Source organism: Chloroflexus sp., from assembly GCF_049970315.1.
Classification (GTDB): Bacteria; Chloroflexota; Chloroflexia; order Chloroflexales; family Chloroflexaceae; genus Chloroflexus.
Window position 1 is genome coordinate 130622 of sequence record NZ_JBMFNE010000002.1, and the last position, 23469, is coordinate 154090.

General features: G+C 54.9%; 23 protein-coding genes. 13 read left to right on the forward strand and 10 right to left on the reverse strand.

All coding sequences use genetic code 11. The annotated features are described in order from the left end of the window. Positions 1-4: 4 nt before the first annotated feature. Genes ACP5OT_RS01860 through cmr1 form a run of 6 tightly spaced genes read right to left on the reverse strand, consistent with a single transcriptional unit; the run spans position 5 to position 7569 of the window. Positions 5-841: a hypothetical protein gene (locus ACP5OT_RS01860; RefSeq protein ID WP_428131157.1), complete on the reverse strand. Its 837-nt coding sequence runs from the start codon at positions 839-841 to the stop codon at positions 5-7. An 11-nt stretch (positions 842-852) separates the two neighbouring features. Next, positions 853-1308, reverse strand: a complete 456-nt coding sequence (locus tag ACP5OT_RS01865; protein ID WP_428131159.1) for a hypothetical protein — start codon at positions 1306-1308, stop codon at positions 853-855. Next, positions 1298-2290 carry a type III-B CRISPR module RAMP protein Cmr4 gene (gene cmr4, locus ACP5OT_RS01870; protein WP_428112775.1) on the reverse strand — a complete coding sequence of 331 codons (993 nt, stop codon included), beginning with the start codon at positions 2288-2290 and terminating at the stop codon, positions 1298-1300. The genes ACP5OT_RS01865 and cmr4 overlap by 11 nt, the downstream gene beginning before the upstream one ends. Before the next feature lie 10 nt (positions 2291-2300). After that, positions 2301-5189, reverse strand: coding sequence for a CRISPR-associated protein Csx11 (locus tag ACP5OT_RS01875; RefSeq protein WP_428131162.1), 2889 nt, complete (start codon positions 5187-5189; stop codon positions 2301-2303). Next, entirely contained in the window at positions 5186-6490 is a 1305-nt protein-coding gene (locus ACP5OT_RS01880; protein WP_428131164.1) for an RAMP superfamily CRISPR-associated protein, read from the reverse strand. The genes ACP5OT_RS01875 and ACP5OT_RS01880 overlap by 4 nt, the downstream gene beginning before the upstream one ends. Positions 6491-6501: 11 nt before the next feature. Next, positions 6502-7569 (reverse strand): type III-B CRISPR module RAMP protein Cmr1, encoded by a 1068-nt coding sequence (cmr1, locus tag ACP5OT_RS01885; RefSeq protein WP_428131167.1) that lies wholly within the window; start codon positions 7567-7569, stop codon positions 6502-6504. Between the two features lie 327 nt (positions 7570-7896). Between cmr1 and puhE the strand changes: the two genes are divergently transcribed. The 10 genes from puhE to ACP5OT_RS01935 all read left to right on the forward strand — a co-directional run bounded on the left by puhE (position 7897) and on the right by ACP5OT_RS01935 (position 16996). After that, a complete protein-coding gene (gene puhE, locus ACP5OT_RS01890; RefSeq protein WP_424676841.1) occupies positions 7897-8652 on the forward strand; it encodes a putative photosynthetic complex assembly protein PuhE in 756 nt (251 codons plus the stop codon). Between the two features lie 276 nt (positions 8653-8928). After that, a complete protein-coding gene (gene acs, locus ACP5OT_RS01895) occupies positions 8929-11019 on the forward strand; it encodes an acetate--CoA ligase alpha subunit (RefSeq protein ID WP_424676842.1) in 2091 nt (696 codons plus the stop codon). Positions 11020-11030: 11 nt separating this feature from the next. Further along, positions 11031-12101 (forward strand): phosphotransacetylase family protein, encoded by a 1071-nt coding sequence (locus tag ACP5OT_RS01900; protein WP_428111296.1) that lies wholly within the window; start codon positions 11031-11033, stop codon positions 12099-12101. Positions 12102-12109: 8 nt separating this feature from the next. Next, a complete protein-coding gene (locus ACP5OT_RS01905; RefSeq protein WP_424676843.1) occupies positions 12110-12460 on the forward strand; it encodes a hypothetical protein in 351 nt (116 codons plus the stop codon). Continuing rightward, positions 12447-13538, forward strand: a complete 1092-nt coding sequence (locus ACP5OT_RS01910; RefSeq protein ID WP_424676844.1) for a quinone-dependent dihydroorotate dehydrogenase — start codon at positions 12447-12449, stop codon at positions 13536-13538. The genes ACP5OT_RS01905 and ACP5OT_RS01910 overlap by 14 nt, the downstream gene beginning before the upstream one ends. Then, positions 13535-13972, forward strand: coding sequence for a hypothetical protein (locus tag ACP5OT_RS01915; protein WP_424676845.1), 438 nt, complete (start codon positions 13535-13537; stop codon positions 13970-13972). Before ACP5OT_RS01910 ends, ACP5OT_RS01915 begins: the two co-directional genes overlap by 4 nt. Positions 13973-14148: 176 nt before the next feature. Further along, the gene (gene pyrF / locus ACP5OT_RS01920) at positions 14149-14889 is read left to right on the forward strand and encodes an orotidine-5'-phosphate decarboxylase (RefSeq protein WP_424676846.1); all 741 of its coding nucleotides are present in this window, start codon (positions 14149-14151) and stop codon (positions 14887-14889) included. Beyond that, positions 14886-15536 carry a phosphoribosyltransferase family protein gene (locus tag ACP5OT_RS01925; RefSeq protein WP_428131170.1) on the forward strand — a complete coding sequence of 217 codons (651 nt, stop codon included), beginning with the start codon at positions 14886-14888 and terminating at the stop codon, positions 15534-15536. The genes pyrF and ACP5OT_RS01925 overlap by 4 nt, the downstream gene beginning before the upstream one ends. 16 nt (positions 15537-15552) lie before the next feature. Beyond that, complete coding sequence (locus tag ACP5OT_RS01930) at positions 15553-16254, forward strand: YIP1 family protein (RefSeq protein ID WP_428111301.1); 702 nt, start codon at positions 15553-15555, stop codon at positions 16252-16254. Position 16255: 1 nt separating this feature from the next. Beyond that, positions 16256-16996 (forward strand): YIP1 family protein, encoded by a 741-nt coding sequence (locus ACP5OT_RS01935; RefSeq protein WP_428111303.1) that lies wholly within the window; start codon positions 16256-16258, stop codon positions 16994-16996. 48 nt (positions 16997-17044) lie between these two features. On the opposite strand, the gene ACP5OT_RS01940 is transcribed toward ACP5OT_RS01935, so the two are convergent. Genes ACP5OT_RS01940 through ACP5OT_RS01950 form a run of 3 tightly spaced genes read right to left on the reverse strand, consistent with a single transcriptional unit; the run spans position 17045 to position 18992 of the window. Further along, on the reverse strand, positions 17045-17992 hold the full coding sequence (locus ACP5OT_RS01940) for a polymer-forming cytoskeletal protein (protein WP_424676850.1): 948 nt from the start codon (positions 17990-17992) through the stop codon (positions 17045-17047). Further along, positions 17992-18438, reverse strand: coding sequence for a hypothetical protein (locus ACP5OT_RS01945; protein WP_424676851.1), 447 nt, complete (start codon positions 18436-18438; stop codon positions 17992-17994). Before ACP5OT_RS01945 ends, ACP5OT_RS01940 begins: the two co-directional genes overlap by 1 nt. After that, positions 18435-18992, reverse strand: a complete 558-nt coding sequence (locus ACP5OT_RS01950) for an RNA polymerase sigma factor (RefSeq protein ID WP_424676852.1) — start codon at positions 18990-18992, stop codon at positions 18435-18437. The genes ACP5OT_RS01945 and ACP5OT_RS01950 overlap by 4 nt, the downstream gene beginning before the upstream one ends. 143 nt (positions 18993-19135) lie before the next feature. Here ACP5OT_RS01950 and ACP5OT_RS01955 point away from each other — a divergent pair, with 143 nt between their 5' ends. After that, the gene (locus tag ACP5OT_RS01955; RefSeq protein WP_015942526.1) at positions 19136-19390 is read left to right on the forward strand and encodes a UPF0158 family protein; all 255 of its coding nucleotides are present in this window, start codon (positions 19136-19138) and stop codon (positions 19388-19390) included. Between the two features lie 219 nt (positions 19391-19609). On the opposite strand, the gene ACP5OT_RS01960 is transcribed toward ACP5OT_RS01955, so the two are convergent. Continuing rightward, complete coding sequence (locus ACP5OT_RS01960) at positions 19610-20887, reverse strand: ABC transporter permease (RefSeq protein WP_428111306.1); 1278 nt, start codon at positions 20885-20887, stop codon at positions 19610-19612. Positions 20888-20977: 90 nt separating this feature from the next. On the opposite strand from ACP5OT_RS01960, the gene scpB reads away from it, so the two are divergent. Continuing rightward, the gene (gene scpB, locus ACP5OT_RS01965; RefSeq protein ID WP_424676854.1) at positions 20978-21547 is read left to right on the forward strand and encodes an SMC-Scp complex subunit ScpB; all 570 of its coding nucleotides are present in this window, start codon (positions 20978-20980) and stop codon (positions 21545-21547) included. 449 nt (positions 21548-21996) lie between these two features. After that, a complete protein-coding gene (dnaA, locus tag ACP5OT_RS01970) occupies positions 21997-23433 on the forward strand; it encodes a chromosomal replication initiator protein DnaA (RefSeq protein ID WP_424676855.1) in 1437 nt (478 codons plus the stop codon). Positions 23434-23469 lie beyond the last annotated feature (36 nt).

The following is a 23469-nucleotide window of genomic DNA, read 5'->3' on the forward strand; positions in this document are numbered from 1 at the left end:
CCCCTCACGCTTCCCACACCCCAAACTCCTTTACCGTAAAATGCTGTTGTGCGGTGACCACACTGCCGGGGCTGAAGCAGACACCGCTGAACGCGATGCGCTGACCGGCATACCCATCGGATCGCCATTCGCGGCCAACCAACGGTTCGAGGTTACCAATAATGGCTGCGTTGTCGGCTTTGGTGTGCGCTAGCAAACGCCCGTCTTTTGGTAAGGAAATCGTGAAACTGTTATTACTTTGCTGAAACTGTGCGACACCGCCAAAAAGTTGATCGTCCTTACACGGAGAAATTTGTACTAATTCGGTGGCTCCCCACCCATACCCGCGCTCGCCGCCAATGTGTAGGCGTTTGAGCGCCGATTGCCAAGCCAACGTACACTCTGCTTTTGCAAAGATGTAGCCTTTCAAGTAGACCGGCTGACCGGTATCCAGCGTATAAGGGGCGATGTATTCGACTTCGTGTAGCATGCCCTCAGCGGCTGCATGCTGCGGGTACGTCAAGGCGGTGCTCTGATAACTGCTGAGAAAGCGACGGCGGAACAGGGTTTCGTTGTCCCAGGGCCAGACGACCTTATAGTCATTCCCTGAATTCAGCGCCGGGTAGAAGTAAGTGAAGGCGAGATTCCGGTGAACTTGCTGCCCGATTGCGTCGTACTGGTGGGAGTCGCTGGCTGGCCCACTCCCCTGAGCAGCATCGCGTGTCAGGCGCATCGTCAGGGCGCCCCACAGCGCCCGGCCGGTGACGTAGGGGCGGGTGCGTTGGACGTTGCCCACTTTGCTGTAGCCGATGTGTAAGGGTGCACGGAGGCGCAAGATCACGTGATAGACCTGCCAGGTCATTGCCACCTCCCCTATTCCCGTGCCTTCGCGCCGTAGCGGGCGTAGATCAGCATCTGTTCGAGCGTCTCTTTGGCAAGCAGCAGGCGCTCCAGATCGGTTGTTACCTTTTCGGTGATATGCTTCAGAACCACGTCAGAACTCAGGTCTGACTGCCCATTTCTCATCGGTTTTTCCCATTCAGAGAATAGACCTCCTAGTAAGCTCAGCATCTCGTCCACCACTACGCTGCCGTTCTCTTTCTCGCGCGCCAACAGGTAGAGGAAGCAGGCATAGACGCCGTTTTCTTGCAGGACGCCCAGTGCTTTGGTGATGGTGTTGTCTATGCTCGTAGCCAGTTGCTGCTTGCTTTTCTTCTCATTTTCTCGTTTATTCTTTTGAGTTTCTTCTTCATCGACCACACGGCGAATGATTGCCTGCGCGCACTCCGCCGCCAGCCGATCCAGGTTGAGTTGGGTGTTATTGCTCATTGCCACGCTCCTCGCCGTATTTTTGCTCCAGCGGTTCACCGACGATAACCAGCCGGCCAAAACCGCGCGTGCCCATGCCGCCTACTCCCAGCCACTCGATCATGTGCAGACCGGCTTTGACCACATCCAGCGGCCCATGCCATGGGTCACCGGGCAGCGGGTTGTTCTTGTCAGTCTTTCCTGCGCCACATTTATCTTTGGGAAACGCCTCCCGATAATCGTCCAGCACCACCTCTGTCGTCAGGAAGGTCGCGCGCGGCAGCGCTTCGTAAGTGAAGAGCGCCTTATCCTCCGCTGCACCGCGTTCCGGGTCAATCGCTACCGACGTGCGCACTTCGAGATTGCTGTTGACCACGTGGCTGAAGAGGGATTCGCTCACCAGCACGATGTGATCGTTGATTGCCTGCCAACGTTGTTCCTTTTGCCATTCGACGGGAGCCTCGACGGAAATCTGCGCCTTTACCTCAACCATCAACCAACCGAGGTTCAGGGCATGTTGCCGCGCCCAGGTAAGCAAGACCGTGCCGGTCTGGGGTTCGGTAGCAAGATCGGCGCCGTTGTGCTTCACGGTAAAACCGGCCTCGCGCAGCCGTCCTGGAGTAGTGACCCACACCGGCCCGGTCATCGAATAGACCGGGAAAAGCAGCACGTGGGCGTCAAAGATGTTGACGACGCCGGAGTAGGCTTTCACATCGTTGCCGTTGTTTGTCTTTTTGATGTAGCCGAAGGTGTAGCAGACCGGATTCTGGTCGGGATTCTGCACCTTGTCCTGGCTTTGCCCGGCGGCTTCGGGCGTCTCGTAGAGTTGCGCGGCATATGAACGGGCCGCGCCGTGCAGGCTGGTGCCGGGGATTTTGGGCACGCGGGTGCCCGGCTCACGCACGATGCTGTTGTCCACCCGACCGAGCCGGTACCCGCCGGCGCCGATGTGAACCGGATCAACCGTCATCAACAGATATCGTTGTCGTTGGTAGGTTGCCATCTGGGTCTCCTCACTCTTTCAAGATTTCCATATGCAGTTCGGCTACATCCGCCAGCTCACCGCGCACACCGGCCTGGATGAGCTTTTTCCGCCATTCCTCGTCAATGCTGCACCACGGCTGGCCTTTTGGCCATGCTGCACCGGCTAGTGTGTCGGCGACGAATTGCTCGAATACCTTGTCGGTTGTTGATTGACCATTGTCGTCTGGGCCATACCACGCCTCGCGGGTGGCTTCGATAGTGCGGATCACCTGATGGCGTTGGGTTTTGGTCAGGCGCGTCATATAGCGCCAGAGTTCCTCCAACCGATCCAGGTCTTCGAGGTAGAAGGGGCGGGTACGGCGCGGACGGCGGCCGTGCGCGTCATAGGAGATCTCGAAGCGGCGGGCTGTGGTGTCGAGGAATTCAAAGTCGAAACGGGAAGGAAGGATCCATGTCTTCCAACCCTTATTCGATGGTATTCTAGGGTTTCTTACCCGCAGATCATTCACGTGCTTTGATTGTTTGTTCCCCCAATTGTCGCCCTCGTATGGTCTGGGATACCATTCATCTTTGATTTTGCAATCACCCGTCAAAATAGATATTCGCCAGGTGATCCCATTATCAAAGACCAACTCACATTCAGCGGAATTGGATGAGTTTTTTTTCATTAGTCGCCAACCTTCCCATCCTTTCCCGGTATTCATATCAAACGGACCGGCCATATCCATCATCGAATAGCCGGCTTCCAACACTGCGCGGATGGGGGTGCGGCGCTGGCAAAAGACCAGACCCAAACATAGGGGTAACCGGTCGCGTACCTTGCCCATTTGCTTCTCATACTCGCGCTTCACACCGTGGGCTAGTTCAAGTGCCTTATCGGCCGGGACCACGACCATACAAATGCTCGGCTCGGCCAGCAGGGGAATATACGGATGGTAGCCCTGTAGGGTCTCTAAGCTCTTAATCTGCACTTTAAGTAGCGATCGCCCTGGTCGTCCGTATTCGGAAGGTTCCCGAATATCAAACTCTTGCCCTTTCAAACTGGTATATGGTGCGTTCAGGCTTTTTCCCCAGCGTTGGGCAAAATAGCTCAAGTTCTCAGCGGTCAGAAAGCGCCCGTTCGGTTCATCCCACACCACACTCAAGGCGATGCCGTCTATATCGAGTTCATAAGCGTGAAATGCACCTAGATCGGGCAGATTATTGCTTGGAGGGTACAAGGCCAGACGAAATGGGCGCTGCCCAACACTAGCAGGTGTCAGGTTATCGCGCACTCCCTCCCAGAAAGCGCGGGCGGTTTCGGCAATACGATACAGCCGAGCCGACGATGGAGTTTTAGTGGCATTGCTTGTAACCTGGACGGTATCCAACAACGTCCCGTCTAACCAGCCTTCCAGTCCCAGTTTGCCGACAAACAAGGCCAGACGTCCGTTATCATCGGCTACCTCATCCGTCCAGATTGTGCCGTGTACACCGTGTTCGATCCATTCCTGAGCACGGCGACCACGCCGATCCAGGCAGACGCGACAGATGTTGCGTTGTGCAGCCTTTTCCTGCGTTGCCCAAGGTGCCAGCTCTTGCTCTATGGCCGGAACAGTTCCTTTGCGGGGATAGCCCACCGGTCGGACGCCGCAGACGGTGCAGATTTCGGCGTTGTCCGGCCGCCCTTTGCTCCATTCACCTTCAAACAGGTAAAGATTGTTGTTGGCGCTCACAGGGTGCTCTTGTAGCGCATACTGTCGCGGTTCGGCCACCAGTTTTCTTGACAGCTTTTTGTTGTTGTCCAATTCGCCTGCTGTAACTTGTTCGCACCAATGGACTTGGGGACGCAAATCTGGCGGAAATTGGGCCTGGATCGCCTGGCGCAGTGCGGCCATTTCATTGTCGTTATATCCCAGGTCGGCGAAGAGGTAGTAAGCACCAGTTTCATCATGGTAGAAGCAGTTTCCCAGGGCATAGGTCTCTTCAAGTAACTCCTGCACTTTTTCAAAGGCATCATCGAGCACCTGGCGCACGCCCAACAGGTCGGTGATCTTGTCGCTGCGGGCATAACGTTCCAGCCTGTTTATATTGATGCGCAGGGTGCGAAAAGGTAGGTCAGTAAGGTTCGCTGGCCAGCCGTTCTTGTAAATGTAGGCCGCGGCGGCTTTGGTCATAGTAGCTACGGTATAGCCCCAGTCCCACAAAGATACTTCGTTGTGCGGTCGCCGGTTATCGGCCAGGCCACGGCGCATTCCGGCTCTCATTTTCGCAAGCCAATTCCGTCGCTGAGCCGTGGTAATTTGCTCTATGTCGGCCAGAGGCAAAGCCTTGAGCGCGTCGGTTAATTCCGTCGTCGTTCCGGTCTCTATCCGTTCCTCTCGGCCAAACGGTGAAGCGCGGAACACGTCACTGTAGAGCTGCTTGTACTGTTGAGGGTCGCCTTCCTTCTCGATATGCGCCACACCGTGGAGCGCACCAATCAGCAATCCCGGCTGCATTTCCTTGCCAAGCACCTGGCGCCAGTCAGAAGAAGAGACGGCATTTTGCCCCCAAGCGAGACTTGGCTTTGCCACCAGCGGTGTCAACTCGGCAAATGTATATGCTGTTCCCGTCCAATCGGTGAATTGAACCTGGTTCAAAATGGTAGTAAGATCAGCCCGCTCACCAAAAGCACAACATATGTTGGCTGCCTCATACAACCACTCTTGTACCTGGCTTGTGGCCTGGCTATTTGGAACGGCGGTAACGTTTTTGTAAATCGCAATGCAGCGGGGATCGACCAGGAGATTGTGATTATAAGCGAAAGTAGCGGAGGGTTCCTGGCTTCGTAAAAAAGTATCACTTAGTTTGCCCAGGTCGTGGATCAGTCCCAACGCTTCCAAAAGCAAAATCGTGCGTCGCTGTTCGTCGGATGGTCGCCAGAAGGAACTGCTCATACTTCACCACTCTCTCGCAACTGTTTCGCCACGCGCTGCGCCACATCACCGAGTTCGCTCAGCGTCCGAAACGTGAAGGTTGTGACCGGTGAGGATTCCGGCGGGGCAGGCTCAGGCGTCGGTGTAGGTGTCTGCTGGGCCAACGCCTGCCCTTCCCGCTCCCACCACTTTTCTGCTTTGTCGTACAGTTGTTTTTCCTGCTTGCCGTACTTTCGTCCTTGACTCTCGATGAAGCGCCGGTACTCCGCTTCAGATTTCAGGGTACCATCTTCACGGCGCAGGTCGGGGTGTAGCCGGGTCGGTGATTCGAGGTAGCGAGCTAGTTCGGGTTGCTGTGGCGCTGGCGGAGCAACAGCGGGGGCAGCCTCACCGGCCAGTTTAGCGCGGAGGACGAGTTTGCCCTCGCCGGCTAAGGGTTCTTCGGCGATACCAAACCCGCTGCTGGTCTTGGCGCCAAAGCCGTAGACGGTGAGCATCACGCGTACACTCTCGGCCACTACGTGCAGATCGTCCGCTATCTCGGCGCGTCTGTGGTCGCCAGATTGTTCGAATGGACCGAACGGCACGTAGAGCACGAAGAGATCGCCGCGCGCGCCCTGCGGTACGCATTCCAGCAAGATCGGCCCCCGCGCCCCGACGCCGGTGGTGCGGTCGTGGGGATTGATCACCTCTAGGCCGACCTTGTCAAAGAAGGTTGGAAAAAAGGTGAGGCGGCCGGCAACAAAGTCGCTTTCGGCTGCTCTGACATTACCGAACAACCGTATCATTTGCATATCCTTGGCTTCATCATTGAGCGTGGTGTATCTGCGTTGTTGACGCATAGCGGAACGCAGCGCGCCTTTCCAGCTTGTGGATGCCATCATCGGCGTCTGAAAAACCTTCTCCCGGCGCAAGGGGTTTTCGAGCAGATAAAAATCACGCTCATCTTTGCTGTGGTAGGGTTTGTGCAATTTGAAGGGGATGTGCAGCAGAAAACTGAGCGAAGGCAAATGGGCAACAGCCGATAGGTCTGGGGTAAAGTGAAAAGCCTGTGGGATAGCACTGGCCTTCAAAGACTTCTGCCAAGCATCGCGGATGGAGTTGTCAAGTTCAGAGTCATGGGCTTCAAACCAGAGGTAAGCCAGGTGAGGCTCAATGCTCACTGCTCCGCTGGCGACCTGTTTCATTTGGCTCTCGGCTTTGTCGCGAGCGTTTTTGTCTTTTGCCTGTTTCGCGTTCTCAAGGTCCTTAACCGCTTGTTCAAGGTCATTTAAGCTGCTATTTAGCTCTACTCGTTTGAAAGCATAATAATCTCGCTGCATGGTCTTCCTCCTTACAGCAAACTACGTAGGAACTCACATGTATCGCTAAGGTCCGGCTTTACGCTGTCTCGCGCCGAGTTCATCTCGCGCCAGACCGTCAGGGTGTAATTCGTTCTCAAGTGCTGGTAAATGGCATCTACAACGCTGTCTCGGTTCCAAGAATTTTGATATACGTCTGCCTCTTCAGGAATCCATCCCCATACGCGCATTTCTTGATCATCGCTTTGACCCATGTTGTATGGCCGCGACATCTTGACCTTGGCCGCGATCCGTTGGTCTTTGATCGTGCCCATGATGAAATGGCGCAAGGCTTGGTCATTGGCAAATAACCGGCGCAAGTCGTATTTGAGGTTGAAGGTGTCCTGATCGCTGAATGTTCCGCCATTCTTGGGTGAGATACGCGCCAGAAAGATGTTTTTCAGCGAAGGCAAGCGAGGGTACGCCTCAGTGCCAGCCGCGGCGACGACCTGGTTGTAGAAGGGTGTTGTGTCAATGCGCCGTTCTAGCTTAATCACGCCAAAGCCCATTTGCGCCCTTGCCCCGATGGCGGCCCAGTCGGCGATGAACTGGACCAGGCCGGCGATGATTTCAGGTTGAAAGTTTGGCGCCAGACTTTGGATGCGAAGGGTGAAGGTGCCTGAACGTGGTTGATCGTTTTGATTATTTGGGAAATACCATGTTGGGGTAATTTGCTTTTTATTGCGGGTGTATGTACGATTGACTTGAATTTTGGCCCGGATTGCAGGATCCGGTTGGGTTTTGTCTGCGACAACGGCCAGCCGAAACCGTCGTCGCCACCCCGTTGCGCCGAAGAGTTGGCACACATCGCACAGCCCGGCATCGCGCAGGCGCTGGCGCTCATCAGTTGCCGTGCTCTTCTTGTGTTTCTCGTATTTCTCGGCATCGAAACGGCATTCGCCCTTGCTCGGATCGCAGGCCCTGCCACCTAACCCGCGCACGATGGCTTCGTACCACCAGCGCAGTGAGCCGAGTATGCCGGTTTCGTGGATGCGGTCAACCTTTCCCGTTTCTATGCCGCCGGTCCATAGTGGGGTGAGGGTGCTGATGGTTAGTTCCATACGTTTTGTGCTAGTTTCTATCGGTTCGACGCGGTCGATCTTCAGGTGTTGCCTACGAGGTACGTTGATAATATCACAGTTCACAATCGGACGATGTACTGATATTGTGCCATATCTGCCTGCGGTATGACAACGTGTACCGACCTCACAGGAACGCAAAGGCGCAAAGGCGCAAAGGCGCAAAGGCGCAAAGGCGCAAAGGCGCAAAGAGCGCGAAGAGCGCGAAGAGCGCAACGGGGAGGTGTGCCCACTCTTCACGGATTCCTGCATTTCGTGTACAATTATGACATTAGTGTAACAACATCGAAAGCACCGGCTATGAACTTCATGGAAATTACCCTGTACTACCTGTTGCCACTTTTCACCGTCGTCACGTTGTGGCTTGGCCTCACTTTCGGTCTGATCTGGCTCAACCGACGCGGGCAATGGGTGGCAGGGTGGGCGGTGTTCCTCAGTTTGCCGCTGCTTATCGTTGCGCACAGCGAATTGCTGGTGACCCGCCACGATCTCAGTGCTCTCGGTGCGTACCGGGCGTTTACCGCCGGTCTCGTGGTGTGGGCGTGGCACGAACTGGCCTTCTACAGCGGGTTACTGGCCGGGCCGCGCCGGAAACCTTGCCCACCAGACGCACGTGGGGTGCAGCGCTTCTTCTACGCCCTCGGCACTCACTTCTACCACCAGCTCGCCTTCTTGCTTGAGATGGGTTTGCTGATCTGGCTGTTGCAAGACGCCAGCCATTGGCTTGGCCCGCTCACCTTTGGGCTAAGCTGGGCCTTGCAGCAGAGCGCCAAGCTCAATGTGCTCTACGGAGTGCGGGCGCTGCAAGTCGAACTCTTCCCGGCACACCTTGCCTTTCTCGCCAGCTACTGGCGACCCGGCCCGCCGAGCGCGTTTTTTCGCCCTAGTGTTTCCGTCGCTACGTTGCTCGCGATTATGCTTTGGTTTAGCATTGGGGCGCATCTTGGCGATCCGGCGGCCATTCGCTTGGCCCTGCTCGCTAGTCTGTTTACCCTTGGTGCGCTCGAACACTGGCTTCTGCTGCTCCCTGCTCTTGCTCCCACCACCGCCCCGGCCACCGATTAACCGCGCCGTGTAGCCGCGCTTGTAACCTTGCGTGCTACTCTGCATGCAGGGAGCTGCATGCTCCTTGGTCGTGTGTGCGATACGCTGGAATTGCCGGCAATCCTGCAACCTTCCCCGCATGCCGGTCGCATACTCGTCTGCACTACAGCAATTCACGATCGTCATATTTGCGCACCCTTGCATCATTGCGGTAGTTGCACGAAACATCGCTTGTCGCAATATCGCGTATCGGTTATGATGAATGAGCAAGGTGTGCGGAAAAGGAGCATCCGCGCTATGTTAGAGGCCATTTTTGACCCTCAGTCGGTAGCTGTGCTTGGCGCGTCGCCTGAACCGGCGCGTCTCGGTCATCGTGTTCTGAAAAATATTATCGATCACGGCTATCAGGGTCGTATCTACCCGATCCATCCGCGCGCCACCGAAGTGCTTGGCTTGCGCGCCTATCGCTCGGTGCTTGATGTGCCTGATCCGATCGACTTGGCGGTGATCGTTATTCCACCCCAACACGTCAACGCTGCGGTTGATGAGTGCGGTCGCAAAGGGATTCGTGGCTTGGTCGTGATTACCGCCGGTTTTAAAGAGGTAGGCGGTGCTGGGCGTGAGCTTGAGCGCGAGTTGTTGGCAATCGTGCGTCGTTATGGCATGCGTATGATCGGCCCTAATTCACTCGGCATTATCGATACGATCAGCCAGCTCAATGCCTCGTTCGCCAATGCGATGCCGTTGCCCGGCAATATTGCGCTCATGTCGCAATCAGGTGCGATCTGTACGGCTATTCTCGATTGGAGCTATCAGCAAGGGATCGGCTTTTCGCGTTTCGTCAGTCTCGGCAATAAGGCCGATGTTGATGAGGTGGTGCTGCTTGAAGTGTGGAATCGTGACGAGCATAGCAAGGTAATTTTGGCCTATTTGGAAGCAATTGATGACGGTCCCGGCTTCATTCGCGTTGCGCGCGAGGTGACCAAGTGTACGCCGGTGGTGGCGATTAAGAGCGGTACTACTGTCGCCGGCATCCGTGCTGCCTCGTCCCATACCGGTTCGCTGGCCGGTTCTGAAACGGCGTATGAGGCCGCTTTTGCCCAGAGTGGAATTTTGCGTGCCCGCACGATGAATGAGTTGTTCGATCTAGCCCTTGTCTTTGCCTACCAACCGATGATCCGGGGGAATCGGGTAGCAATCGTGACAAACGCCGGCGGTCCCGGTATCATCGCTACCGATGCCGTTGAACGCAGCGGCTTGGCAATGGCCGAGTTTACCCCCGAAACCATCCGCTGCTTGCAAGAGAAGTTGCCGCCTAATGCGAATTTTTTTAACCCAATTGATGTTATTGGTGATGCGACACCGGATCGCTACGCTTGGGCGATGAAAGCGGCACTGGCCGATCCGAATGTCGATGGCTTGATCGTCCTTTTTACGCCTCAAGCCGTCTCTGATCCGGTAGTAACGGCACGCTTGATCGTCGATCTGACCAAGCAATCCACCAAGCCGGTTGTTACGAGTTTTATGGGTGGGTCGAGTATTAGTGAAGCGGTGCGTGTGCTGAACGAAGCCCGCATTCCCAATTATCTCTTTCCCGAACGGGCCGTTCAGTCTTTGGCTGCAATGTATCGTCAATCGCTCTGGCAGCAGCGTCCGGCTCCGACCTACCGCTATTTTGAAGTGGATCGCGCGCGTGTGGCCCAATTGTTTGCCGATGTGCGTGCTGCCGGTCGCGTGGAGTTGGGTGAGGTCGAAGCCCGACAGGTGATGGAAGCCTACGGAATGCGGTTGCCCAAGAGCCGCCTGGCTCATACCCCGGAAGAAGCGGTTGCGATTGCCAATGAGTTTGGCTATCCGGTGGTGATGAAGATTTCTAGTCCTGATATTCTGCACAAGAGCGATATCGGCGGTGTGCGCGTTGGGTTGTCAGATGCAGCCGCTGTTCGTGATGCATTTGAACTGATCGAATACCGTGCGCGAAAGTATGTGCCTGCGGCACGCATTTGGGGTATACTCGTGCAAGAAATGGTGCGCAAAGGGCGTGAGGTGTTAGTCGGTGTCAGCCGCGATCCACAATTTGGGCCGCTAATCGCCGTTGGTATGGGAGGCATTTATGTCGAAGTGTTGAAGGATGTTGCTTTCCGGCTCGCACCACTGAGTGTCGAGGAGGTACAAGAGCAGATTCGGTCGATCCGCGCCTACCCTCTGTTGCGTGGTGTTCGCGGTGAACCGCCGGCCGATATTGCCGCCCTCGAAGAGACAGTGCTGCGGGTAAGCCAACTGGTCACCGACTTTCCAGAAATTGTCGAGATGGATATTAATCCGCTCGTTGTCCATTATGAGGGCGAGGGCGCTGTTGTCCTCGATGCCCGGATCATCCTCAACTAGTGGAGGCAATGATGGCAACACTGTATGTCGCCTCAACTGAGACCTATGTTGGTAAGAGTGCCGTGTGCGTGGGTTTGTTGCGCCGAATGCAACAAGACGGCTACCGTGTCGGTTATATGAAACCGGTAAGCGTTTCGGTCACCCACACACCCGATGCGGTGCTTGATGAGGATGCCGCTTTTATCCGCCAGACCATTGGTCTTGACGCACCGATGGAGCAGGTTGCGCCGGTGCTCATTACACCGGGCGTTATCGAGTCGATCTTGCGCGGGCAACCCCATTCATTTGCGAAGACCTTGCGCGATGCCTATCTGGCCGTATCACGCCAGAAAGATGTGATGGTGTTAGAGGGAACCAATACGTGGGCCGAGGGCGCGCTGGTCGATCTGACGGCCGATCAAGTGACCGATATGTTGCAAGCGCCCGGCTTGCTCGTGTGTCGCTACACTTCGACACTGTCGGTTGATACCATTCTCAGTGTCCAACGGTACGTCGGGGATCGTTTGTTGGGGGTGTTGATTAATCAGGTAGAAGAGCCGCACCGTGAGTTTGTCCGGAATCGCGTGACTCCGTTCCTCGAGGGACGTGGCATTCCGGTGTTAGGTGTTCTTCCCCGCGATCGTTTGCTGTCAGGAGTGACGGTCAACGAACTGGCTCAGCATCTCGGCGGACAAATAATCGGTCGCCCTGAGTGGGGTGAGAAGATGCTCGATTCCCTGATGATCGGTGCAATGGGTGCCGAAGCTAGTCTCTCATTCTTTCGCCGGCGCGCGAATAAGGCGGTGATTACCGGTGGCGACCGGAGCGATTTGCAGTTGATTGCCCTGCAAACGAGCACGAATGCGCTGGTACTTACCGGCAATATCCGACCAACGATGCAGGTGATGGATCGTGCTGCCGAATTGGATGTGCCGATTATTCTCGTCGCCGATGATACGCTCAGCACCGTTGATCGAGCAGAGAAACTGTTTGGTCGGGTTCGGTTTCATCAAGAAGCCAAGTTGCGCCGTTTCACCGAGTTACTTGATACACACTTTGATTTTGATCGTTTGTATCGCCTCTTAGGACTAAAGATTCATTAGGAAAGGCTATGTCGACCGATCCGTTGCCCGAACAGGCTGAAGTGATTGGGCCGTTGGTGTTTGTTCCCAATCCCGATTACCCTTATCCCTTTCCGGTCCCCCGTCCCCCGCGGTTTTGGATGGAGGAGACAACCGGGCGATTAGCTGCTGCCGTTGAGCATTACATGCAGGGTGAACCACTGACGGCGGATGAGTTAGAGGTAATCAAGATTTATCTGACCCAGTATCTGGAACGGGCAGTGATCGAGGGGAGTGCCGACCGGAAGCGGTTGTTGAGCCGGATTCCGCGACTCCGTACCACCCGCGATATCGAACGTTTTGCTGATGAATTGTCTGAGGTGGGCGTTGAACCGTTCTGAGCTGACGATCTACCGCGTGTTGTTGCGCCCGATCTTGTTTCGGTTGGGTGGAGGTGATGCCGAGACGGCGCACGAACGTACCTTGCATCTGTTGGCGTTGCTGAGCCGTTTACGTCCGTTGTGCCGCACGCTGGAGCTACTGACGACCATTCGAGATCAACGACTGTCACGTACCGTCTTCGGAGTTCAGTTTCCCAATCCGGTCGGTTTAGCTGCTGGTATGGATAAGGATGGTGTGGCGTTGCCGGTATGGGCAGCGCTTGGCTTTGGCTTTGTCGAGGTGGGGACTGTGACGCACCATCCGCAGCCCGGTAACCCCCGCCCTCGTCTGTTTCGGTTACCGACCCACGAGGCATTGATCAACCGTATGGGGTTCAATAATGCCGGTGCAGCCGCCCTTGCCCATCGGTTGGCATCTTTGCAGCCGGCGCCTGTCCCGGTTGGTGTCTCGATTGGTAAGTCGAAAGTGATACCACTCGAACACGCCATTGATGATTATTGCGCTTCGTTTCGCGTGTTGTTTCCCTATGCCGCATATGTGGCGATTAACGTAAGCTCGCCGAATACGCCCGGTCTCCGCCAATTGCAAGATGCCGATCATTTGCGCGCATTGTTGTCAGCTCTGCAAGATATCAACACCGAGTTGGGGCGTACCCATCTGCGCGGGCCGCGCCCGTTATTGGTAAAGATTGCGCCCGATCTCAGTGAACCGGCGTTGGATGAACTCTTGACTGTTTGTGCCGACCATGCCGTTGCTGGGATTATTGCGACCAATACGACGATTAGTCGTCACGGTTTGGCCGGTGCTGACCCGGTGTTGGTTGTCGAGACCGGTGGCCTCAGTGGGCGACCACTGACGTTACGTGCCCGGCAGGTAGTACAGTATATTGCCCGTGCAACCGGTGGTCGGTTGCCGATTATCGGGGTCGGTGGCATTCATTCACCGGACGATGCACTGCGTATGTTCGAGGCCGGAGCGACGTTGATCCAACTCTACACCGGGTTGGTATATCACGGGCCGCTACTGCCGCGGCGGATCAACCAAGCTCTGCTGTCGTATCGTAAGAGAGCTTCATGACCGGTTTTCTTGGCACAAAAGCTACCTTTGCTCAAGATGTCTCGTTAGTAGGCAGCATTGTTGTTGCGATTGCTATGACGATCGGTGCGTATCTTGTGGTACGGGGCTACTATACTGCCCATCGCTGGGTGCAAACCGGTGCTGTCGCAGCGAATCTGATACTGGTGTTTGGCGTCATGATCCCATCGTTACTGTCAGTAACGCCCGATGAAAATCTGAACTTGCCGACAGCCGCGTTTGTGGCGATGCCCGCTCACGAAGTCGTCGGTACGGTGGCGATGCTGTTTGGGGTGTATGTGGTGTTGGTCGGGAATAGGTGGCTACCGGTCCGCTGGCGCTTTAACAACTACAAGCCATTTATGCGGCTGGCGTTTGCATTATATCTGGTCGCTACTATTGTTGGTGTGGTGGTATATTGGTTGATCCATACCTAAGCTGGCTGACAACGATGTGGTAGAATTGGGGAGTATTGTGAGTAGAATAATATTCGGTGCAATCTCTCGCTATCGTTGGTTTGTGGAATGAAAAGGGCCGTTGCATCGCAACGGCTCTTCTCACGAAACTTGTCCAAGTCGGTAAGATGTAACACCGGTTTGTGATCATCAAGCCTATGTCTATCTCGGCTCGTGAACGAATCTTCGTAGCACTCGATACCCCTGAGGTAGCCAAGGCAATAGCCCTGGCCTCCCGGCTACGCGGGTTGGTTGGCGGTTTCAAAGTGGGGTTGGAGATTTGTACAGCAGTAGGTGCTCCACAGGTAGTACAGGCGTTGGCCGATGTTGGCGGAAGCGTGTTTCTCGATCTTAAATTGCACGATATTCCCAATACGGTAGCCGGTGCTGTGCGGGCAGTTTGTGCATTGGGGCCTGCGGTGCGTATGCTCACCCTTCACTGCACCGGTGGCAGCGCAATGTTGCGTGCCGCAGTTGCCGCTGCTCAATCGATGCCACAGCGCCCGTTGTTACTCGGCGTTACGGTACTGACCAGCCTCGATGCAGAGGCGTTGTCCGGCGAATTACGAGTTGTACCCTCAGTGACCGAGTATGTGGTACATTTAGCCCGGATGGCGCAGACTTGTGGTCTCGATGGAGTTGTTGCTTCACCACACGAGGTAGGCGCGATCCGAGCTGCTTGCCCTGATATACTCATTGTTACGCCGGGTATCCGGCCGCAGTGGGCTACTGAGGGCGATCAACGACGGATCATGACGCCGGCTGATGCGCTACGTGCCGGGGCTGATTATCTGGTTATTGGCCGCCCGATTACAAACCCGCCACCGACAATCGGTGATTCGGTGGTGGCAGTTGACCGGCTCTTAGCTGAGATTGAACCAGCGAGTACAATGCAATGAATAGTCACGAACCCGATCTCTTGACCATGCTACACCAATTGGGTGCTATTGTGACGAACGATCACATAGTCTATACCTCAGGCCGACACGGTAGCAGCTACGTCAATAAGGACGCACTCTACCCACACACGACGGCAGCAAGTACGGTCGGTGCGGCGTTAGCGCGCCATTTCGCCGAACTCGATGTGGAGACGGTAGCCGGTCCGACGGTTGGTGGTGTGATTATGGCCCAGTGGACGGCCTACCATCTTTCGCAGCTTTGTGGGCGAGAGGTGTTGGCAGTGTACGCCGAAGAAGAACATACCGACGCCGGCAAACAGCGCGTATTCCGGCGCGGCTATGATGCCTTGCTTGCAGGCAAGCGCGTGCTGGTGGTAGAAGATGTCATGACAACCGGTGGTTCAGCCCGCTTGGTCGTTGAGGCTGTCCGTGCAGCAAGTGGAACCGTTGTTGGGGTAGGTGCGCTCTGTAATCGTGGTGGAATTACTGCTGTTGACCTGAAGGTGCCGATTCTTGTTGCTCTGACCGAACTACCGCTCGAAAGTTATCCTGCCGATGCATGCCCACTCTGTGCCGCCGGTATTCCGATCAATTCTCGCTTAGGCAAGGGGGCGGCTTACTTGCGTCAACACGCAGATCAGTTGTAAATGGTTGGGAAACGCGATGGAGTCACTGAACTATTTCTTGCGATTAAGTACTGCCGGACTGTTGCTCGATGTCGAGAGCTTTCGGATGCAGCGTGATAATCCGAGTACGCTACGCGATGGCTTTGTCGTGGTTCTGCTCATCGGTGTGCTGGTCGGAGTTGCTAGTATCATTGGTAATCTGCTGAGTATGCTGGCAATGCCTGATCCGCAGGCGTTTCTCGATGTGATCAAGAGTCATCTCGAACGTGCAGCATTTGTGACCGAATTGCAGCGCGGGAATCCGGGTTTCAGTCTTGATCCGGTTTTTGACCAACTGACAAGTCTCGTTGATATCTTACGCTGGAGTGGTCTGATCGGTGCTGTGATGACGCCGGTTGTCTATCTCATCAGTTGGCTCGTCTATGGTACTGTTGCCCATGTGGCAGCACGTATGTTGGGTGGTGAAGGGTCATTTGCACAGACCTTGGGTTGCACTGCGCTTGCCAGTGGCGCCAATTGGTTGGCGGTGGTGCAGATTGTGCCATTCGCGCAAGTCGCCGGTACGACGCTGCTTGGCTTAATCGGGTGTTATCTTGGTTTGCGGGCAGCGCATCATCTGCCGGCGTGGCGAGCGTTTTGGGCAACGCTCATCGGGCCGATCTTCCTCGGTCTGTTGCTGATCGTACTCGGCTGTGCAGCGTTGGCAGTGTTGATCGCGGTCGGTCAAGGGGGGCGCTAACATGTCGGTGATTGATACGTTCAACAAAACCTTGATGCTCAACCAGAGTGTCTTTATCGAAATGCGCGATGCTCGTGATGGCGTCCAGCGCGGGCTACTGCTGATTTTAATGGTCGGCTTGCTCGTAGGTGCAATCCAGAGCATTAATGGACTCATCGCATCTATGAATCCCGAACGGGTTGTACAAGATATCTTAACAAGCTATCGCCAAACGATTGAACAGCAACGCGCGGCTGCTACGACACCTGAACAGCACGAAGCCATCAGGATACTCGAAGAGAGCGAAACGTTCATTGCCGATCTCGTGCGCGATCTCCTAAGCTTGCCGTCAACGTTACCGCGACCGGTTGCATTGCTCTTGCAAGTCCTTGGTCAAACCGTCTCAGCGCCGCTAAGCTATCTGGGTGACATGCTGTTGGCAGTGGTATTGACGCATGTTGCAGCGCGTCAGTTGGGTGGTCAAGGCGGTATTCGCGCTATGGTTGCCGTTGGTTCATTGTCGGTAGCACCGCACGCGCTCGATGCACTGACCTTCATCCCTATTCTCAGTTTTCCCTTAGGAGTGATTGCTTGGGGATGGGGATTGATTATCTTAATCAACGGTACGGCGGTGGTGCATCGGTTTGATACCGGTAGAGCAACGTTGGCCGTGCTTCTTTATCCAAGTTTGTTGATCGTACTCGGCATTCTATTCAGTTGTTTGCTCATCGTCCTGCTGACGACGTTGGTAGCGACGGTATAGCGTAAGCGAAGAGAGGTGGGCGCCTCGTCCCACCTCTGTTGATTATGCCTAATCACTACGCCCGTACTCATATACGAGGCGATCTTGCCAAATCGGCAATGCCCCACCACGACTGATCAGCGCTGCCCCTAGCCCCCAACTTGCCACCGCATAGCCTATCGCTAGTGCAACGGTAGGTGCAACCGTACTTACGACAACGAGCGGTGTGATAATGATGAGTGTACCAACTGCGGCAGCCAGTGGTGGTCTGAGTGCCCATGTCGGCGGCCAAGCAGCCGTAAGTGCGCGGGCAACACCGGTAAAGCCAATCGCATATGGGACGTGCAGAAGGAGGCTAAGTGGGAGAAAGAGGATTGGCCCGATCAGGGTTAGCGTCAGGAGGCCAACGACAAACGGTAATGCCGCGAGTATGAGCACGGTCGAGAGAAAACCGACCAGCGCACTGCGCAGTGGTGCGGCACGCAATGCGCGACCAATGCCTGCGGTCCGCCGTGGCCAGATCAGCGTCAAACCTACCGTAAGCAGGATAGTGATAGTTGCACCGATAATACCGCTTATTCCTGTGGGGAGAAAGCGGCGACTTTGCGGTTGACCACGCAGTGCATTGATCAATGCAGTCGTAACCGTTGAACCGGCAAGCGGTTCGATCCCGATCACAGCACCGTTGGCTTCAGCTCCACTCTTCATCTGCACACCACCGGTGAGAGAGAGAACATTCCCTTCCACCACTGCACCGCTGTCTAGCTCAATTGAACCGGTATAACTGACAATATCACCCCGAACGACACCTCGTACCGTGATCGAACCAAACCAGCTCGTTATATCGCCATCAACCTCGCCGAGCACGAGCACCGGTTGATCGAAGGTAGCAATATCACCGTGATACAGCTCATCGACGGCAATTACCAACGGTGCTGGCTCTTGGGCAGCAGCCGATGTTGGCACGGCAACCCACGTCAAGATGATGATAAAAAGAACAAGCCGACGTCGTTTCATCACTCAACCTCAGCTAATGGCGCGTCAATGATCAATGTACGCCAAAGCCAACCACCGCCGATCAAGAGGAAGAGACTTGGAATGAGCCACCAGGCTGTTGTAAACCACAGATTCCAGATCGGTTTAGCGATCAACGTTAGCGTGACAAGCAACCGTCCGGTGTCCGTCTCCAGACCACCGACGAGCAGAGCCGGGCCGGTACTATCAATCCATAGGCCCCACGCGCCAATTGCCAGTAATACGAGTGGTAATACCGGCCAAAGTTGCCACCATGGTCGACGGTATGTCGGCGTCGGCGTTACGCCAAAAAGCTGTCGTACTACCCGTGCCGACAGATCGGGTGGCGGTGGAGCCATCTGTGGCTCACCCCAGCGGGCTAGTAACGCGCGGGTTTCGGCTTCAATTTGAGCCATCTCTTCGTCGGTGAACTCATCAGACCCTCTCATAGCTCCTCCTCCATCGCGAGGGCCTCTTGCAACATTTTACGTGCTCGGTGTAGCCGTGTTTTGACGGTCGCTTCGGTAAGACCGAGGATGGTACCGATTTCTTCATACGATAAATCGTGCCAGTAGCGCAAGACGGTAACACTCCGGTACATTTCGGGCAAACGCTGCAAAGCGCGCTGAATAATTTCCCGACTAGACTGCTGTAGCGCGCTCCGTTCTGGTCCTAGCTGCGTGCTTGGCAACCAAAAGGCGACGTCATCGAGTGTGATCCAGTGAAACCGTCGTCTTCGTAGGCGGTCGATACAGTAGTTTGAGCCGATGGCAAGGAGCCAAGTCGCCAACCGGCGTGACGGATCATAACTCTTCAGATTACGAAACGCGCGCAGGAATATCTCCTGTACTGCATCTTCCGCCTCGAATGCGTCACCGAGCATACGATACGCTTGATTATACAAAACTCCGGTGTAACGCTGTACAATCAGCGCGCAAGCCGATTGATCGCCGGCGCATGCTCGGTTAACGAGGTCAACTTCATCACATTGTGGATCGCTCACACGCGCTCCTCATCGCAATCATGTACGTATTAGTTTACGAAAGGTTACCGTCAGCACGAACTTGCAAGACAACGCAGGTTCGTGTACCATCTTCGTGATGCGGCGGTCTGCCGTCAACCGTTGTCGATCCACTGGAGGAAGTTGTGGCTGCTCATATTAATCGTGAACAAATTCGCGCCGCACTGGCTGAAACCGATCCGGCTGTTAGCTTTTACCTTGATTTGAATTCCGGTGAGGTGTTGCGCGTCCCCGACACCGATCCGAGTGCCGAAGCTGAAGCGCTGCGCAATCAGGTGATGGAAGGGTATGGGGATCGATACCGCTACATTCCGGGCGGAAAAACCAACCCGACCGATAGCGATGTGCAGCTCTGGCTCGAGGCAGAGGGATTAGCCTAAACGCCGGATACCGGCAAAGTGAAGGATCGTACTGCTCCTGGGATACGTCGTACTTCATCCCCTATTCCATCTGGATGGGCGGACATTGGTTTCCGCCCGCTATTGCTTGTACGCTTGCTTTGAACGATATTCAACGGAACCGAACCGCTTCGTCTGTTCACAGAACGTTTACGTATACAGTAGGTAGAGCTAAGGAACTTTCCGGCGATGATGCGTGAATTATTGTTTTTCGTAAGGCTTACCCACTGCCGCCGGTCCAACGGCTCGCCCGATCAGTCCGGCTAGCACGATCATCGTGACCACATAGGGGATCACTTGCAAGAACTGCACCGGTACCGGTCCACCCAAAACTTGTAACTGCAAGATTTGGAAGCGTGTTCCTAACGCCTCGGCGAACCCGAACAGCATCGCACCACCAAATGCGCCAAATGGCATCCATTTTCCGAAGATCATTGCCGCCAGCGCGATAAAGCCCTTACCGGCTGTCATCCCATCGTCAAATTGACCAACGGTCTCGATTGAAAACCACGCACCTCCCAACCCGGCAATACATCCGCTAATGAATACATTGATGTAGCGCATCCGATTGACGGCGATGCCTACCGTATCTGCCGCTTTCGGATTCTCGCCGACGGCTCGTGTCCGTAAGCCCCAGCGGGTCTGAAAGAGGATGATATGGGTGATGACCACCAGCAGAAGCATTGCAAAAAAGATCGGTTTGCCACCAAAGACTAAGGGGCCAATGATGGGGATCGAATCCAGCGAGCGGGCCAGATCGGGAAACCCGGCATTGGCGATCATTGCCGAAAGCGAAGGTAATGTTACCCGTCCACCACCTTCAACGACGATGTACTGACGGCGGAGATAGCCGGTAATGCCAATGGCTAAGATATTAACGACCGTACCGCTAATGATCTGGTCGGTGCGAAACGAGATTGAGAGTACGCCGTGCAGTAATGCCATCATCCCGCCGATAATGACGGCGCCAACCACACCAAGCCAGATATTACCGGTAAAGATGAAAATGGCAAAGCCGAAGGCCGCACCCATTAACATCATCCCTTCAATGGCGATGTTAATGACCCCCGAACGTTCGGCCCAGATGCCAGCTAATGCACCAAGTGCCAACGGTGTGCCCAGGCGCAACGACTCACTTAGCATGACGGTCGCGTTAGTTTGCTTACCGGCAGCGGCCCAGATTAAAATCGCCGGGAACAGGAGCACGGCACCGATCCAAAGCAAGCTATCAGTCCAACGCGAGACGAGATTGCTCAGCCCAAGTACCCCGGCTACCGTTGCAATGAGACCGATCACGCTTAAGCTCCACGCCGTTGGAAAATTGATAATCGGCTGTGGCACGGCCAAGGCAATGCGACTCACTACGTCATCACCTGCCAGTGCCGGCGGAAGATAGTTAAACAACATCAACAAGCCTAATAAGGTAAAAAAGCCAGCGATAATGTGCTGGCGAGTAATGCCACGACGGCTTTTGCTCATTGACAACGTCCTTTCCTGTTCACACTTGCAGCCGATATGATACCATAAGCAGCAAGCTTCTGAATAGATCCTATGGGGGAATGACTAACAATGAGCGATTCGGAACAGCTTTCATCTGTTTCTGATCAACCACCTCTGTTTCCACCTTTACCCACACCCTCATTACTGCAACTTATCGAAGCTGTACTGTTCGTAGCCGGTGAGCCGGTTACACTTGAGCAGTTGGCTCGCGTACTTGAAGTTTCACCAGAGCAGATTGAAGCCGCTATTGAGGAATTGAGTGCGAGCTATGCGCAGCGCGGTATTCGCCTCCAACGCCATGGCGATCAGTTGATGTTGGTGAGTGCCCCAGAGGCAGCCTCGGTGATTCGTCGGTTTCTTGGTAGTCAAAACGGCCAGCGTCTTTCCCATGCAGCACTCGAAACCTTAGCAATTATCGCGTACCGACAACCGATCACGCGCGCTCAGATTGAATCCATTCGTGGTGTTGATAGTAGCGCTGCTCTCCGTGCGTTGCTCGCACGCGATCTTATCTGTGAGGTCGGTCGTCTGGAGACGTTGGGTCGCCCTATCCTCTATGCTACTACTCCGACGTTCCTCCAACAATTCGGTTTAACCAGTTTGGCCGATCTGCCACCGGTTGATCTCCCAGAATCGTAATTGCCTGGTATGTCTATCCACCATCTTCTCCCTATCTGTCCACCCGTTATCCACAAGCGAGGGGTGACAATTCAGCGAGCGTGCGTAGCGGTAATAGGCGCACTCTGATGCGATCAAACGCTGTTGTCTTAAGAAGTGAACTGTCATGTTATCCACATTTTTCCACAGTTCACTCTCAACATAATACGTTCTGTGCTAGATTACGTTCGCAAGAAACTCTCCACGACCATAACTTATCACTATAAGAAACGTTTATAGATTACCCGCGTTATGTTGCTTGAAATATGAGAACAGATCGAGTATGATGGCGCTACATCAATTGAAAACTTGCTGCCCGCGCTGACCACAAGCGCACCGCGCAGACTCAGGTATGGCAACCGATCCCGCGTTTTGGCGCGGGTCGTTCATTGTGTGCGGAGAGGTTGGCGTGGCTTGCAAGGAGGCGCAGCGTGAACCTAACTCAAGTTTGGAAAACAACACTTTCCGCTCTACAATCGCAAACCTCTCGTCACGACTACGAGGCATTATTGCGACCGGCAATGTTGTTGTCGCTCGACAACGGCATAGCTCGGATTGGGGTCTCCTCACCAAGCCAGAAGGAGGTGTTGGAGAATCGATTATTGATGCCGCTGCGCAATGCACTAACCCGTGTGGTTGGCTATCCGGTGCAAGTACAGGTACTGATCGCTAATCAAGCGTTGCGACCCGAAATGACAGCGGCGCCCCGCAACGGTACGCATGTAGCATTGGAGCCAGAACCATTGGTGACCGCGTCACCGACGTCAGCCTTCACATCCGTTAATGGCAACAGTGAACGTGCGGTACAGCTCGATCTCGCCAGTGCAATGCGTTCAGGCATGCTTAACCCGCGCTATACCTTTGCCAGCTTTATTGTCGGTTCGAGCAACCGGCTCGCTCACGCCGCTTGTCTTGCTGTTGCCGATAACCCCGGTCAGGCTTACAATCCGCTCTTCCTTTATGGCGGTGTTGGTTTGGGTAAAACCCACTTGCTGCACGCGATCGGTAATCGCGTGCTCGATCGCGATCCCGAAATTAATGTGCTGTATGTCTCGTCAGAAAAGTTTACCAACGATTTGATTAATGCGATCCGTCGCCAGCAGACCGAAGAGTTTCGGATGCGTTACCGGAATATCGATGTGCTGCTGATCGATGATATTCAATTTATCGCCGGCAAAGATGCAACGCAGGAAGAGTTTTTTCACACGTTTAATACGCTTCATTCCGCAGCTAAACATATTGTGATAAGTTCCGATCGTCCACCGAAGGCTATTTTGACCCTCGAAGAACGGTTACGCTCACGATTTGAATGGGGGTTGATTGTTGATGTCCAGCCACCCGATCTCGAAACGCGCACTGCTATTTTGCGCGCTAAAGCCGAGCAGATGAGCGTGAATGTGCCTGACGAAGTGATCGATTTTCTGGCGCACAAGATTCAGAGCAATATCCGTGAGCTTGAGGGTAGTCTTAATCGAGTGGCTGCCTACGCCGAACTCAATCGGTTGCCGATAACGATTGATACCGCGACGGCGGCACTCGCCGATCTGCTCGGTAATCAGCGACGCCGGCGGATTAGCGCTGAAGCGATTTTACAGATCGTAAGTGAACATTACGGGATTGAGGTGGAACAATTGCGCGCCCGTAACCGTTCACGTCACGTAGTCGTACCACGCCAGGTGGCGATGTATCTGTTGCGTGAAGAGACCGAAAGTTCGTTGGTCGACATCGGCAACCTGCTTGGTGGACGCGACCATACCACCGTTATGTACGGCTGCGAGAAGATCGCCGAGGAAATCAATACCGATAGTCATTTGCGCAGCGAGGTAATGACCATCCGTGAACGCATCCAAATGATGCGTGGCCTGTAACGCCGCACGGCGCGCGGCACACGCCGTGCGGTCCCC